The following is a 13105-nucleotide window of genomic DNA, read 5'->3' on the forward strand; positions in this document are numbered from 1 at the left end:
CTTGTGAACCCATGGCCTGGCTCGTCTATTGAGCCGGCATGAGGACGGCCAACGCCCTTTCCCGCTTCAACCCCGTGCAGTCCGGCGCGCGGGGGATGAAGATCGTCGCGACCGGCCTGCTGGTCGCAATGGCGTTGGTGTTCTTCGCCGCCCGCGCCTTCGAACCGGCCTATCCGGGCCTCGGCTACGTCAAGGCATTCGCCGAAGCGGCGATGGTCGGCGGCCTCGCCGACTGGTTCGCGGTGACGGCACTGTTCCGGCATCCGCTCGGCCTGCCGATTCCGCACACGGCCATCATCCCGCGCAACAAGGACCGGATCGGGGAGTCGCTCGCGAACTTCCTGAAGGAGAATTTCCTCATCCCCACCGTCGTCGCGCGGCGCATGCGCAAGCTGGACGTAGCGGCCGCGGCGGGGCGCTTTCTTCAGACCCCGGCTGGGCACGGCACCCGTATTCGAGCAGGCGCCTCGCGCCTTATCGCCGATGTCTTTGAGAGCCTGGACGACGAGCGTCTGGGCGGGATCGTCAAAGGCGCGATTTCGACACGGCTTCGAAACGCCGAAGTCTCCCCCGTTCTCGGCCATGCTTTGGCGTCCGCCATCAATGAAGACCGGCATGTGCCGATGCTGGAAGCGACCATCCGCTGGCTGGCGCGCGCGCTTGACGCCAACGAGCCGCTGATCCGCGAAATGGTGCACAAGAAAGCCAACTGGGCGCTTAAGCTGGCGGGGCTCGATGCCAAGCTCGCTGACGCGATCATCGATGGGCTGCGCAAGCTAACCACGGAAATGTCGACCGACCCGGCTCACCCTGTCCGGGTCAAGATCGAGGAGGCGCTCGTCCAGCTTGCCAACGATTTGCAGACGAAGCCTGAAACGCGCGACCGGGTCGAAGCCATTAAGAACCAACTGCTCGACAACAAGTCTGTCGGCCTATGGCTCGATACCTTGTGGCAGAAAGGCCGGGAATCGATCATCCGCGCGGCCCGCAATCCCGATGCGGTGCTGGCGGGCAAGCTTGGCGAAATCTTGCAATCGATGGGCGGAACGCTGGAAAAAGACGCGCGCATCCGCGCCGCAATCAATCAGTTCGCCCGGCGCGCCGTCGTGGGCATGGCCGCGAGCTATGGCGGATCGATCGTCAAGCTGGTGTCGGAAACGGTACGCGGCTGGGATGCGCGGACGGTCACCGCGCGGCTGGAGTCTGCTGTCGGCCGCGACCTGCAGTACATCCGGATCAACGGCACTCTCGTTGGTGGCCTAGTCGGCCTGATCCTCTACGTGGTCGACAAATTGTGAGCGACGAACGGATCGATGCGCTGGCCGAAACGGCGCGCAATCGTGGGCTCAAGTTGGTGCGATCGCGTGTGCGGACCCCGGGCAAGCGACGGTTCGGCAAGGTCGGCCTTACTGACATGTCGGGCAAGCCGGTGTTCGGGATGGACGGCAAAGGCCCAATCGGATCGCCCGACGATGCTGAACACTATCTGCGCAATCTCGGCGCGCAGGATTGGGGCGCGTCGCTCGACGTTGCGGTCATGCCGCGCAAGAAGCCCAAGAAGCCCGCGCGCGACGCGGCCAACGACCGCGAACCGGCACAGGAGGCGAAGAATCCCGGTCCCCCGCCAAAGCCGAAAGAGCCGCCCAAGCCCAAGCTGCGCGATGCCAAACCGGGCGATTGCGGCCGCATCGCAGAATTGATCAATTTCCTTGGTCACGACGTGACGGAGAAGACCGTCCGCAGAAACCTCGGTGCGCTTAGGAAGCTGGGCGAGACGCCGATCGTCGCAACGCTCAACAAGCAGGTTGTCGGTCTGATCGGCGTTCATCGCATGGTGACGGTACACCGCGATGCGCCCGTCGGGCGGATCCCCGTGCTGGTCGTGGCCAAGGAGGCGCAGGGGCAAAAGCTGGGGCGACTGCTTATCGAGGCCGCGGAGCAATGGTGTCGCAAAAAAGGCTGCAAGCTCATCGAGGTTACGAGCAACGACAGCCGCGCCGCCGCTCACGCCTTTTACCGGCACATGGGTTACGAGCGGACGAGCATCCGCTTCTTCAAGAAACTCTAGCCGCCGCTGCGGCGCTCGATGGTTGCGCCGACGGCGGAGAGCTTGTCTTCCAGCCGCTCGTAGCCGCGGTCGAGGTGATAGACGCGCAGCACTTCGGTTTCGCCCTGAGCGGCAAGCCCTGCGAGCACCAGGCTCATCGAGGCGCGAAGGTCCGTCGCCATCACCTGAGCGCCAGTCAGTTGCCGTGGGCCGTGAACGATCGCGGAGCGCCCGTGCACCTCGATCTCCGCGCCCATGCGGCGAAGTTCGGGCACGTGCATGTAGCGGTTCTCGAAAATCGTCTCTTCGAGAAAGCTCTGGCCCTCGGCGACGCAGAGCATGGCCATCAGCTGCGCCTGCATGTCGGTTGCGAAACCCGGGAAGGGGGCGGTCGAGACGGCGACCGGCCGCAAAGGCTGGTGCGCGCTGACCCTCATGCCCTTCTCGGTGAACTCGATCGCCAAGCCTGCCTGCGCGAGGACGTTGGTGGTCGCCAGCATCTCGTCCGGCCGAGCCCCTAAAAGGTGCAACGAGCCGCCGGTAATCCCGGCCGCGCAGGCATAGCTGCCCGCTTCGATGCGGTCTGGCATCACGTCATATTCGCAGCCGTGCAGCGCCTCGACGCCCGTGATGACGAGATGGCCGCTGCCAATCCCCTCGATCTTCGCGCCCATCGCCACCAGCAGGTTGCAGAGGTCGACAATCTCCGGCTCGCGCGCCGCATTGAAGAGCTGGGTTTTGCCCGTGGCCAGAACCGCGGCCATCAGCGCATTCTCGGTCGCGCCGACGGACACGACGGGGAAGCTGAAGTCACCGCCGGGAAGCTTGCCCTTGGGCGCCGAGGCCTTCACATATCCCGCCGCGAGCTCGATCTCCGCGCCCATCGCTTCGAGCGCCTTGAGATGCAAGTCGATCGGACGGTCGCCGATGGCGCAGCCACCGGGCAGCGAGACGGTCGACTCGCCCATGCGCGCGAGCATCGGCCCGAGCACCAGGATCGACGCGCGCATCTTGCGCACCATGTCGTAAGGGGCGACGGTCGAGACGATGTCGTCCGCGGTCAGCGTCATCTTGCGGCTGATCTGGCCTTTCCGTGCGCCGGCGACCTTGGTCGTGACGCCGAGCTCGTTGAGGAGGTGGCCGAAACTATCGACGTCGGCGAGGCGTGGGAGATTGCCGAGCGTAACCGGCTCTTCTGTCAGCAGCGCGCATGGGAGCAGCGTCAACGCGCTGTTCTTCGCTCCACTGATCTGAATGTCGCCCTCGAGGCGTTTGCCGCCCTGGATCCAGATGCTGTCCATTGGCGCGCTTTAACGCGCAGCCGAAGTCGCGCAACTGCCGTGCCGTCTGGCTCCTGCCAGCAAGCGCGCCTACAGCCCGTGAATGCTGACCATCGGACTACTCGTCATCTCGAACATCTTCATGACGCTCGCCTGGTACGGACATTTGAAGTTCCCGCATCTGCCGATGGTCGCGGCGATCCTGATCGGATGGAGCATCGCGCTCATCGAATACAGCTTCGCAGTGCCGGCCAACCGCATCGGGTACACGCACGGCTTCACCGGCAGCCAGTTGAAGATCATTCAGGAAGTCATCACGCTCGGCGTGTTCGCCGTCTTCGCTGCGGTAGTCCTGAAAGAACCGATCGGCTGGCGCTATATCGGCGCTTTCTGCTGTCTTGGCGGCGCCGTGGGATTCATGTTCGTCGGGAAGTAGGCGTCAGGCCTTTTCGAGCGTGCACTGCAGGGGGTGCTGGTTCTCCCGCGCGAAGTCCACCACTTGCGTGACCTTGGTCTCGGCGACCTCGTAAGTGAACACGCCGCACACCGCCACGCCCTGCTGATGAACTTGCAGCATCACCCGCGTCGCATCCTCGATGCTCATCGAGAAGAACGTCTGGAGGACGAGCACGACGAATTCCATCGGCGTGTAATCGTCATTGAGCATCAGAACCTTGTAGTTCGACGGCTTCTTGGTCTTGGGCCGCGTGCGCGTCGCGACGCCAGTCTCGATATCGTCGAGGCCATCGTCGCCGTCCGGTCCGGCCATGGTGATGAAATGCGAAATCATTGCTTCCTAAAATATGGCAACCCGCCGGAACGCGGCAAGCCGCCCTTTAGCAGCAAATCGCGAAAAAAAAGGCGGCCGCCCCGATATGGGAGCGGCCGCCAACTATCGTTGCCCTTCCGTTAGGAGGGGAGAGGGTCAGGCAACGAGGGTGTTGAAACGCTCAGCGTTCGCCGCGGCGCGGTTCGACAGCGGCTGGAAAGCTTCGCCGGCCAGCTTGACCATCGTTTCCGTCAGCTTCGAGCTTTCGGCGACCATGCGGTCGAACGAAGCGCGGGCGAAGTCGCCCTGCAGCTGCAAATACTCGGTCGGGCTCTTGGCTTCGGCGAGCGAGCGGATCGCGTCCGCAGCCTGCTCGAAACCGTCGCGCTGCTTGGCAACGACGTCCTGGCCGAGCGAACGGGCGCCTTCGGTGGCGACGCGGCCGGCTTCGACCATCGCTTCGACGTTGGCGCGGGCGAGATCGGCCAGCTCTTCGGCGACCTTCTGGCTGCGCTTCGCCAGTTCCTGGCTACGCTCGTTGGCGTCGCTGAACATGTTCTGGAACGGCGCAAAAGCAGGGACGGCGTCGAAGCCGTTGAAGAAATTCTTGGTCATGGTTTCAATCCTTTCCTGGGCCGCAACGGCGACCGGCGCCGGCTTGCGGGTCTTGCGAGCGGTGCGGGTCACCGCGGCCTTGCTCGCCTTCGTTACAGTCTTGATCTTGTCCGCCACCGCAGCGCGCTTTGCACGACGCACGGTCTTGGCGCGTGTACGCTTGGCGACCTTGACGCTTTCATCAGCAACCTTTTCGATCGTCTTCGCGACCGTGTTGGCAACCTTTGCCGGCGCTTCAGCAGCCGCCTGCGCGACTTCGGCAACAACCGCGGTTTCGTCCGCCATCACACTTTCCTCCAAATATGTTGCATTGCACAATAATGTTTGCGCCGCACCATTTCAAGAGATTTTTTGTGCACTGCAACATGAGGTCGCTTGACGGGTACGGTTCGCCCGAAGCAAGAGCGGCCATGGACCAGCCCAACCGCCAGCGCCGCGGCCTACTGATCGTGCTCTCCTCCCCCTCCGGTGCGGGCAAATCGACAATTGCGCGAATGTTGCTTGACGCCGATCCGGAGGTGACCATGTCCATTTCCGCAACCACGCGCGCCCGGCGCCCAGGCGAGGTCGACGACGTCGATTATCATTTCGTGGACGACGCGCGGTTCGAGGAACTGGTGCAGGCCAATGAGTTTGCCGAATGGGCGTACGTCTTCGACCACCGCTACGGGAGTCCGAAGGAACCGATCAAGGACGCGCTGAAGCTGGGCCGCGATATCCTGTTCGATATCGACTGGCAGGGCACACAGCAGTTGCGCGGCGCCTTCGGCACCGACCTGGTCCGCATCTTCATCCTGCCCCCGTCAATGGAAGAACTGGAGCGCAGGCTGCGTGCGCGCGGCACCGATTCCGAAGACGTGATCGAAAGCCGCATGCGTCGTGCGGCGAGCGAGATCGGCCACTGGGGCGAGTACGACTACGTCCTGATCAACGAGGACATGGACCATTGCCTGGCCGAAGTCCGGGCGATCATCGACGCGGAGCGGATCCGCCGCGACCGCCGGCCGTATCTGTTCGATTTCGTCAGGCGACTGGTCGAGCGCCCGAACTACTGATCGAGCAGCGCCAGGAACGCCGCGCCCGCGAAGAAATCGCGTCGCCGCAGCGCGAGGGCCGCTTCCGCCTCCGCATCAGCGCCCCACTGCTCGGCCTGCCAGCATTCATCTAGGCTCACCGCGTCCCATGCCGCCTCGACGCCGACGGCCTCTTCAAGGACCGCCAAGGCGGCAATCAGGGAGCCGCCGATCGTGACAAGCGGCGAGAGGCCGGCGAGGTAGAAAGCGTCGAGCGCAGCAACCGCGTGCGCCAATTGCTCGATCGTCGCCTCGGGCTGACGGGCGTGCATCACGCCGTCGGTGACGATGAAATCGACATCGAAGCGGCGCCGTGCCCAACCGAGCAGCGGGTCCCATCGCTCCTGCTGGCGGGCAACGAGTGCATGCGGACCCTCGGCGCGATAGCAAAGCAGGTCCGCCTCGGCGTAGCGCGCGAGACCGGCAGCGAATTGCCGCGGGTCAGGAGCCACGCGGTCGATCGCGGCGTTGGCAAGGCCGGTGAAGGGCATGACTCGGGGATCGATGGTTTCACCAACCCCGCGCCACTCTTCGGCAACTTCGCCGGCCAAGACTTCGTTCGGCAAGGCGAGCGGCGCCCGAGCCGGCGTCTTTACCGGGCGCCCATCGAGCTGGACACCCCACGCGCTCCCGTCGCGTTCAACCGATACCGTTTGCCAAAACCGCTTCACGATCGCTCACGCCGCCGAGTCTTTCGAAAGGCATAGGTCACTGCGACCGACGCCAGCACGGAGACGATGCAGATGATCGCGCCGAGCTGCGGCCAGCCACCCACACGCAGCAGATCCGTGTACATGACCGCGATGCCGAGCATGAACGGGGCGAACGTCGCCAGCCGAAGCAGCGTGAGTCGCCAAAGCTGACGCCTTGCGAGATCGTCATCCATGCAAATGCTCCCTGAGCAGGCTCGGCACATCGGCGGGCTTGTCAGCCACCGCGACCGCGCCAGCCTCGATCAATTCGTGGGGATCGTGATAGCCCCAACCCGCGCCGATCCCGGTGGCACCGCCGTTGACGGCCATCGCCATGTCAAAGCTCGTGTCCCCGATGACGATCGTCGTTTCCGGCGCGGCTCCGCTGTCGGCGATTGCCTGGTCGACCATCGAGCGATGGGGCTTCGACGGATGCCGGTCAGCGGTCTGCAACGATACGAAACGTGCGTGCAGGCCGTGGCGATCGAGGCAATGGCGCAAACCGCGATCCGACTTGCCGGTCGCGACCGCGAGCATCCAGCCGTCGCCTTCCAGTCTGTCGAGAAGTTCGGCGACACCCTCGAACAATGGCTCTTCGACCTCGCCGGCGGCACGCAGGTCGATGAAGGCCTGCCGATAGTCGTCAGCAAGTTGCGCATGCTGGTCGGCTGACGCGTCTGGCAGCAGGCTCGCCATTGCCTCGACCAGGCTGAGCCCGATCACCCGACGCGAAACGGCTGCTGGAGGCACCGCAAAACCATTGCGTTCCAGGCTGGTGGCGAGCGCTGCATAAATTGGCGCGCCGCTGTCGACGAGCGTGCCGTCGCAGTCGAAAATTGCGAGCTTGTTCACCGGCGCTTCGGCTTCGCTGCGCTGCCCCGGGCGCGCCGCTCACCGCGCCGTTCGCGCCGCCGGGTCTTGGCCGCAGCCGCAGCCTTGCGCTGGGAGGCGCCGGGCGCAGCGGTTTGCCGCGCCGGGGCGGCATCTCCGGTGTTCAGATCGAAGCCGAGCATATCGAGACTCTCCGCAAAGTGCGGGGAAAGGTCGGCGGTCTGATCGATCTTGCCGCCCTCCAAGGCATCGACGCGGATCCGGCGGGCATGCAGGTGCAGCTTACGGCTGATGCCGCCGGTCAGGAATGCGTCCGGCCCGCCATATTTGCCGTCACCGACGATCGGATGACCAATGGCCGCCATGTGCGCGCGCAGCTGATGCGTGCGGCCCGTCAGCGGTTGCAACTCGACCCAGGCGGCACGATTGCCGGCGCGGTCGATGACCCGCCAGCGGGTCTTCGCGGGAAGTCCATGCTCCTCGCTGATATGCATCTTCTCGCCACCAGTGCCCGGCTGCTTCGCCAGCGGTGCGTCGATCTCGCCCTCGTTGGCGTCCGGCACGCCGACCACGATCGCCCAATAGATTTTTTTCGCGGTGCGTCCCGAAAATGCCTTGGCGAAGTGGGCGGCGGCGCGTGCCGTCCGCGCCACCAGCAGCGCGCCTGACGTATCCTTGTCGAGGCGATGGACCAGCTTGGGCCGGCCGCGTTCGTCACCGATCCCGTCCAGCAGACGGTCCAGGTGCTGCGTGGTCTTGGTTCCGCCCTGGGTCGCGAGGCCTGGCGGCTTGTTCAGAACAAACGCGTGCCCATCCTGATAGATGACCATGTCCTGGACATATTGCTCTTCTTCCTCCGTCAGCGGATCCCGCCGTGCCTGCCGGCGCGCAGGCTTCGCGGCTGCAGGCTCCACCGGCGGCACGCGGATCTCCTGACCAGCCTCCAGCCGATCGCCGGGCGTTGCGCGCTTGCCCGCGACGCGCAATTGACCGGTCCGCGCCCAGCGCGAGACCAGGTTGAAGCTGACGTCGGGCAAGTGCCGCTTGAACCAGCGGTCCAGGCGGATGCCGTCGTCATCTTCGGTGACAGTGAAGGTGCGTATTTCGCTCACGGGGGCGCGATTAGCGGAAGCTAGGCCTCGCGTCCCGCCCAAAACTTGAAAGCCTGCTTGTGCAGCTTGCGAATGAGCTTGGCGGCCTTCGGCCCTTCCCACAGGCCGGCAAATCCGTGCTTCGGCGCGCCGCCGATCCACCAGCCCTGGCCGGGCAGCCCGTCCGACTGCCGAACCACCAGCACGGCGAGTTCCGGCTCCCCCCTCGCCTCGGCATGGTCATCAACATAGGCCAGCACCTTGCATAGCGCGCGCATTTTCGGCCGCGTGAATCGGTGCCCGAGCAGGCCGAGCGTTTCAGCGTAGGTTATGCTTTCCCCCGCCTGGGCCGAAGCGACGAGGATCGCCCGCACCTCGGCCGGATCGGCCAGCAGTCCCGCCTCGCTCATCGCGGTTGCTTGGTGAAATCCACCGGGGTCAATTCGAACACGTCGAGCTTCGACGTGCTTTGCGGCCAGGGAATGACGAGGCGCCAACGGAATGGCCCGATGCGTTCCAGCGTGCCCGCCATGTCGCGCTTCGGATCGTCGCCGTAAGCGACCGGCGTCGTTTTATCGCTAAGCGCAAGACTGCCGAGGAAGATCAGCCGATTGGGATCATCGTCCGCCCACAGGCGTCCGGCAGGCCGCTGGCTGCCGGTCTGCTTCACGATGGTCAGCAGATCGTCTTCAACCTCGACATAGCAGAAGAACGGCTTGAACGTTTCAAACGCCCGGCCCCTTGGCGTCGCTTTGCCCAGTTTGATGAGGCGGCAATTGTAGCTGCCCGGCGTCGGATCAGGCCGAGGCAGTCCAGAGCGCGGCAATAGGAGCCCGCCCTCGCGCCGGACATCGGCGGCATTGGTCTTCTTTGCCTCCTCCAATGCTTCCTGCCACGCCAAACCCAGACGGGACAGTCGATCCTCGTCAGCAGCGGTGGCGATGGCTTTCCATGTTTCTGACTTGAGCGGCGCGCCGACTTCGACACTCGGGCGTACACCACTCGCGGCCTTCGGCGACGTTTCGCACGCTGTCAGCGTCAAAAGCGTCAAGCCCAGCAATGCGAGACCGCACCTCATCATTCCGGATAAGTGACAGCCGTTTGCGAAGGTTTCAACCAAGGCTTCGGTCACCATCGTCTTTAACGATAGGCGACAGCCAGCTAGGCGCCCGGGGATGAATGCGGCCGCGACCCATCGCCACCCTCACGATCGCACGGGCCTACTGCTTGGCCTTGGCGCCTACGGGCTGTGGGGCGTGCTGCCGCTCTACTTCAAGGCGATCGAGCATGTTCCCGCGTTCGATATCGTTGCCCACCGCGTCCTCTGGTCATTGCCGCTGCTGGCGCTGCTCATCACTGCCGCCAAGGGATGGCCGGCGATCAGGATGGTGCTGGCCGATCGGCCGACGCTTGGCATCCTCACGCTGACCTCGATCCTGATCGCGGTGAACTGGCTGCTCTACGTTTGGGCGGTGACCAATGGGCACATCCTCGCCTCGAGCTTCGGCTATTACCTGAACCCCCTGGCCAATGTGCTGCTCGGGCGGTTCGTCCTGCACGAGCGGCTAAGCCGTCTTCAATGGACGGCCGTCGCGATTGCCGCAGCGGGCATCTCGGTGCTGGCTGCCCGCGCGTTGTCGCAGCTGTGGATCAGCTTGGCCCTCTGCGCCAGCTTCGCGTTCTACGGCTTGCTGCGAAAAATCGTCGCCGCGGATGCGGTCAGCGGCCTCGCCGTCGAGACCGCGATCCTGTTTCCGGTTGCGATCGTCTGGTTGGGGTTTCAGGTCGCCGCAGGCCATCCCGCCATGGGCACGAGCACGCATGACACGGCGCTGCTCTTATTCGCGGGAATCGTCTCGACGACCCCGCTGCTGCTCTTCGCGGCGGCGGCCCGTCGCCTGCCGCTGTCGACGATGGGCATGTTGCAGTTCATCGCGCCTACGCTGCAGTTCCTGATCGGTGTCGCATACGGCGAGCACCTGACAGCAGCCCACATTATCGCCTTTGCTGCAATCTGGACCGCGCTCGCGCTCTACGTCGTCGGGCTGCTGCGCTCGCCGCGTATGCCGCAAGCGCCGGAATAATGTTAGGAGCGGCCCCATGTTCAACATCGCATCCATCATCATCGGCGTCGTCGCGCTCATCGGCGCGCTTGTCGCTTTCCTGCCGCTGCTCGGTTGGGCCAACTGGCTGATCATCCCGCTGGCGATCGTCGGTGCGGCGGTCGGCGTGCTGTCCCGCTCGACGGGCGGACGCAATCTCAACCTGCTGGTTATCGTGATCGGCGTCGTCCGTCTGATGCTTGGTGGCGGTATCCTGTGACCCGCGAACCGCGGATCGACGAGTATATCGCCAAGAAGGCGCCGTTCGCCCGCCCGATCCTCGAAAAGATCCGCGAGCGCGTGCATGCTGCGGTTCCCGAAGCTGAAGAAGCGATGAAGTGGAGCGCGCCGAGTTTCACGCTAGATGGCAAGATTCTGATCGTCATGGCTGCCTTCAAGGGACATGCGGCGCTAAATTTCTGGCGCGGGCAGGAAATTGGTGATGGCTCGGCCAAGGCAGGTGCGATGGGGCAGTTCGGTCAGCTGAAGTCGGTGGCTGACCTGCCGTCCGATGCGGAGCTCGACGCGCTGATCAAGGAGGCTGCGGCGCTTGCCGCTACCGCGCCGGCTACACGCAAGACGAAGCATGAGCCGAAGCCGGCGCCGACGCTGCATCCCGAGTTCGCCGCCGCGCTGGACCGTGCACCGGCCGCCAAGGCCACGCTCGACGGCTTCCCGCCGGGCGCACAGCGCGACTATTTCGAATGGATCGGCGAGGCCAAGCAGGATGCCACTCGCGCCAAGCGCATCGCGACGGCGATCGAATGGCTATCGGAAGGTAAAAAACGGCACTGGAAGTACCAGAACTGCTGAGCGCCTAACGCGCCTTCACGTAGCTACCCGGTGCATCCTCAATCGCCTTGAGCTTGCCCTGCCCGGGAATGCGCGCGCCCTCCACTTTCACCGTCTCGCCGTCCTGTTTGCGCAACCATTCGATCCAGTCTGGCCACCATGATCCCGAATGTTCGACCGCGCTCTCGATGAAGGCGTCAAGCGAAGGTGCGTCCTTTTCGTTGACCCAGTACTGATACTTCTGCGCGGCGGGCGGGTTCACGACTCCCGCGATGTGGCCTGAGCCAGCCAGCAGGAACCGCTTCGGTCCCGCGAAATGGTTCATGATTTTCCACACGCTTTGAGGCGGCGCGATATGGTCTTCGCGTCCGGCCTGCACATAGGCCGGCGTCTTCACCGCATCGATGTCGACCGGCGTTCCGGCGACTTTGATGCCGCCTTTTTCCGCCAGCTTGTTCCCCTTGTAGAGCGTCTCGAGATAGTCCCGATGCCAGCCGGCCGGCAGGTTGGTCGTGTCGCTGTTCCAGTGCAGCAGGTCGAACGGCGGCGGCTCCTCCCCCAGCAGGTAGTTGTTGACCACGTAATTCCAGATGAGATCACGGCCGCGAAGCAGGTTGAACGTCGCGGCCATGTAGCGACCGTCGAGATAGCCTTTCTCCGCCGTTAGCTGTTGGAGCAGGCCCATGGTCTCGTCGCCGAGGAACAGCTTGAGATCGCCCGCTTCGCTGAAATCCACCTGCGCGGTGAAGAACGTTGCCGACCTGACCTTGTCCGCCTGCTTCTCCGCTTCGAGGTAGGCGAGCGTGGCCGCAAGGGTGGTGCCGGCCACGCAATAGCCAATCGCATGCACGGCCTCGACGCCGAGTAGTTCGCGGATGGTATCGATGGCGTCGATCTGGCCGTTAAGGACGTAGTCGTCGAGCGTCGCATCCGCGAGGCTCTCGTCCGCCGACTTCCAGCTGACCATGAACAGCGAAATGCCCTGGTCCACGCACCACTTCACGAAGCTTTTCTCGGGCGCGAGATCGAGGATGTAGAAGCGGTTGATCCATGGCGGGAAGATCACGACCGGCGTCTTCATCACCTCCTCGGTCGTCGGCGTGTACTGGATGAGCTGGTAGAGCGGCGTCTGCTTGACGACTTTTCCCGGCGTCATCGCGAGGTTGCGGCCGACTTCGAACACGCCTGGCTTGGTCTGCGTAAGCTGTCCCGCCGCAATGTCCTTCAGCATGTTGCTGAGGCCCTTGAGCAAATTCTCGCCGCGCGTTTCGAGTGTCCGCTTCAGCACCTGCGGGTTGGTGACGGCGAAGTTGGACGGGCTCATCGCATCGACAAAGCTGCGCGTGGCGAAGCGCAGTTTCTCGCGACTGCCGGCGTCGAGACCCTCGATCTCGTCCACAGTGCCGAGCAGTTGGTCCGACACGCGCAAATAGGTTTGGCGGATCGTGTCGAAGATGGGGTTCTCGCGCCACTCGGGTGCGGCGAAGCGCCGGTCTTTCTTGGTCGCCGCATCCACCGGCGCACCCGCAGTGACGCCGCCCAGCATCTTCCCCCAGGTCTCCAGGCCCTTGGCCCATGCCTGCGCGCCCGCGGTCATCAGCGCCATCGGATCAGCGTTTGCGGGCTGCTCTGCGAAGCCAAACGCGCCCGGCGACCAAGCCGGAAACGGCTGGTCCTTCTTCAGGCTGTCGGCCCAGGCTTCCATCATCATTTGCTGGGCCCGGCCCATCACCAGCGTCCAATGTTGCCAATCCTCGAGCGTCGGGATCGCCGCGCCGCTGTTCGTCTCGTCCGCCATGTGATCTATGTAGGC

General features: G+C 64.3%; 17 protein-coding genes. 7 read left to right on the top strand and 10 right to left on the bottom strand.

Annotated features, from left to right (window positions below; translation table 11 throughout):
- Positions 1-38: 38 nt before the first annotated feature.
- Together QU596_RS06460 and QU596_RS06465 are read left to right on the top strand one after the other, a co-directional pair.
- On the top strand, positions 39-1298 hold the full coding sequence (locus QU596_RS06460) for a DUF445 domain-containing protein (RefSeq protein ID WP_308517841.1): 1260 nt from the start codon (positions 39-41) through the stop codon (positions 1296-1298).
- The gene (locus QU596_RS06465; RefSeq protein WP_308517842.1) at positions 1295-2068 is read left to right on the top strand and encodes a GNAT family N-acetyltransferase; all 774 of its coding nucleotides are present in this window, start codon (positions 1295-1297) and stop codon (positions 2066-2068) included. The genes QU596_RS06460 and QU596_RS06465 overlap by 4 nt, the downstream gene beginning before the upstream one ends.
- On the opposite strand, the gene murA is transcribed toward QU596_RS06465, so the two are convergent.
- Positions 2065-3348 (bottom strand): UDP-N-acetylglucosamine 1-carboxyvinyltransferase, encoded by a 1284-nt coding sequence (murA, locus tag QU596_RS06470; protein ID WP_308517843.1) that lies wholly within the window; start codon positions 3346-3348, stop codon positions 2065-2067. The genes QU596_RS06465 and murA overlap by 4 nt on opposite strands.
- Positions 3349-3430: 82 nt before the next feature.
- Here murA and QU596_RS06475 point away from each other — a divergent pair, with 82 nt between their 5' ends.
- On the top strand, positions 3431-3763 hold the full coding sequence (locus tag QU596_RS06475) for a DMT family protein (RefSeq protein ID WP_308517844.1): 333 nt from the start codon (positions 3431-3433) through the stop codon (positions 3761-3763).
- A 3-nt stretch (positions 3764-3766) separates the two neighbouring features.
- Here the strand turns inward: QU596_RS06475 and clpS are convergent, their stop codons facing one another.
- Positions 3767-4117 carry an ATP-dependent Clp protease adapter ClpS gene (clpS, locus tag QU596_RS06480; RefSeq protein ID WP_420030946.1) on the bottom strand — a complete coding sequence of 117 codons (351 nt, stop codon included), beginning with the start codon at positions 4115-4117 and terminating at the stop codon, positions 3767-3769.
- A gap of 135 nt (positions 4118-4252) precedes the next feature.
- Positions 4253-4996 (bottom strand): phasin family protein, encoded by a 744-nt coding sequence (locus QU596_RS06485; RefSeq protein WP_308517845.1) that lies wholly within the window; start codon positions 4994-4996, stop codon positions 4253-4255.
- A gap of 125 nt (positions 4997-5121) precedes the next feature.
- Here QU596_RS06485 and gmk point away from each other — a divergent pair, with 125 nt between their 5' ends.
- Entirely contained in the window at positions 5122-5766 is a 645-nt protein-coding gene (gene gmk, locus QU596_RS06490; protein WP_308517846.1) for a guanylate kinase, read from the top strand.
- Here the strand turns inward: gmk and QU596_RS06495 are convergent.
- From QU596_RS06495 to QU596_RS06520, 6 genes are read right to left on the bottom strand one after another with little or no spacing between them, the layout of a single operon-like run.
- Positions 5760-6455 carry an ATP12 family chaperone protein gene (locus QU596_RS06495; protein ID WP_308517847.1) on the bottom strand — a complete coding sequence of 232 codons (696 nt, stop codon included), beginning with the start codon at positions 6453-6455 and terminating at the stop codon, positions 5760-5762. The two genes, gmk and QU596_RS06495, sit on opposite strands and share 7 nt — an antisense overlap.
- The gene (locus tag QU596_RS06500) at positions 6452-6670 is read right to left on the bottom strand and encodes a hypothetical protein (protein WP_308517848.1); all 219 of its coding nucleotides are present in this window, start codon (positions 6668-6670) and stop codon (positions 6452-6454) included. The genes QU596_RS06495 and QU596_RS06500 overlap by 4 nt, the downstream gene beginning before the upstream one ends.
- Positions 6663-7328 (bottom strand): HAD-IA family hydrolase, encoded by a 666-nt coding sequence (locus QU596_RS06505; protein ID WP_308517849.1) that lies wholly within the window; start codon positions 7326-7328, stop codon positions 6663-6665. The genes QU596_RS06500 and QU596_RS06505 overlap by 8 nt, the downstream gene beginning before the upstream one ends.
- Complete coding sequence (locus QU596_RS06510; RefSeq protein WP_308517850.1) at positions 7325-8419, bottom strand: RluA family pseudouridine synthase; 1095 nt, start codon at positions 8417-8419, stop codon at positions 7325-7327. The genes QU596_RS06505 and QU596_RS06510 overlap by 4 nt, the downstream gene beginning before the upstream one ends.
- A 20-nt stretch (positions 8420-8439) precedes the next feature.
- A complete protein-coding gene (locus QU596_RS06515; protein ID WP_308517851.1) occupies positions 8440-8808 on the bottom strand; it encodes a ribose-phosphate pyrophosphokinase in 369 nt (122 codons plus the stop codon).
- Positions 8805-9479, bottom strand: a complete 675-nt coding sequence (locus tag QU596_RS06520; protein WP_308517852.1) for a DUF4893 domain-containing protein — start codon at positions 9477-9479, stop codon at positions 8805-8807. Before QU596_RS06520 ends, QU596_RS06515 begins: the two co-directional genes overlap by 4 nt.
- A 94-nt stretch (positions 9480-9573) precedes the next feature.
- On the opposite strand from QU596_RS06520, the gene rarD reads away from it, so the two are divergent.
- Genes rarD through QU596_RS06535 form a run of 3 tightly spaced genes read left to right on the top strand, consistent with a single transcriptional unit; the run spans position 9574 to position 11313 of the window.
- Positions 9574-10482, top strand: a complete 909-nt coding sequence (gene rarD, locus QU596_RS06525) for an EamA family transporter RarD (protein WP_308517853.1) — start codon at positions 9574-9576, stop codon at positions 10480-10482.
- A 16-nt stretch (positions 10483-10498) separates the two neighbouring features.
- The gene (locus QU596_RS06530; RefSeq protein WP_308517854.1) at positions 10499-10720 is read left to right on the top strand and encodes a hypothetical protein; all 222 of its coding nucleotides are present in this window, start codon (positions 10499-10501) and stop codon (positions 10718-10720) included.
- On the top strand, positions 10717-11313 hold the full coding sequence (locus QU596_RS06535; RefSeq protein ID WP_308517855.1) for a YdeI/OmpD-associated family protein: 597 nt from the start codon (positions 10717-10719) through the stop codon (positions 11311-11313). The genes QU596_RS06530 and QU596_RS06535 overlap by 4 nt, the downstream gene beginning before the upstream one ends.
- Positions 11314-11317: 4 nt before the next feature.
- Here the strand turns inward: QU596_RS06535 and QU596_RS06540 are convergent, their stop codons facing one another.
- Positions 11318-13090, bottom strand: coding sequence for a PHA/PHB synthase family protein (locus QU596_RS06540; RefSeq protein WP_308517856.1), 1773 nt, complete (start codon positions 13088-13090; stop codon positions 11318-11320).
- Between the last annotated feature and the right edge of the window lie 15 nt (positions 13091-13105).

The sequence above is a fragment of the Sphingomonas flavescens genome, from assembly GCF_030866745.1.
Classification (GTDB): domain Bacteria; phylum Pseudomonadota; class Alphaproteobacteria; order Sphingomonadales; family Sphingomonadaceae; genus Sphingomicrobium; species Sphingomicrobium flavescens.

Bases quoted from the DNA above. Each gene is read 5' to 3' on its own strand.
- QU596_RS06460 (WP_308517841.1), top strand. From the start codon at position 39: ATGAGGACGGCCAACGCCCTTTCCCGCTTCAACCCCGTGCAGTCCGGC.
- murA (WP_308517843.1), bottom strand. From the start codon at position 3,348: ATGGACAGCATCTGGATCCAGGGCGGCAAACGCCTCGAGGGCGACATT.
- QU596_RS06475 (WP_308517844.1), top strand. From the start codon at position 3,431: ATGCTGACCATCGGACTACTCGTCATCTCGAACATCTTCATGACGCTC.
- clpS (WP_420030946.1), bottom strand. From the start codon at position 4,117: ATGATTTCGCATTTCATCACCATGGCCGGACCGGACGGCGACGATGGC.
- QU596_RS06485 (WP_308517845.1), bottom strand. From the start codon at position 4,996: ATGGCGGACGAAACCGCGGTTGTTGCCGAAGTCGCGCAGGCGGCTGCT.
- gmk (WP_308517846.1), top strand. From the start codon at position 5,122: ATGGACCAGCCCAACCGCCAGCGCCGCGGCCTACTGATCGTGCTCTCC.
- QU596_RS06500 (WP_308517848.1), bottom strand. From the start codon at position 6,670: ATGGATGACGATCTCGCAAGGCGTCAGCTTTGGCGACTCACGCTGCTT.
- QU596_RS06515 (WP_308517851.1), bottom strand. From the start codon at position 8,808: ATGAGCGAGGCGGGACTGCTGGCCGATCCGGCCGAGGTGCGGGCGATC.
- QU596_RS06520 (WP_308517852.1), bottom strand. From the start codon at position 9,479: ATGATGAGGTGCGGTCTCGCATTGCTGGGCTTGACGCTTTTGACGCTG.
- rarD (WP_308517853.1), top strand. From the start codon at position 9,574: ATGAATGCGGCCGCGACCCATCGCCACCCTCACGATCGCACGGGCCTA.
- QU596_RS06530 (WP_308517854.1), top strand. From the start codon at position 10,499: ATGTTCAACATCGCATCCATCATCATCGGCGTCGTCGCGCTCATCGGC.
- QU596_RS06540 (WP_308517856.1), bottom strand. From the start codon at position 13,090: ATGGCGGACGAGACGAACAGCGGCGCGGCGATCCCGACGCTCGAGGAT.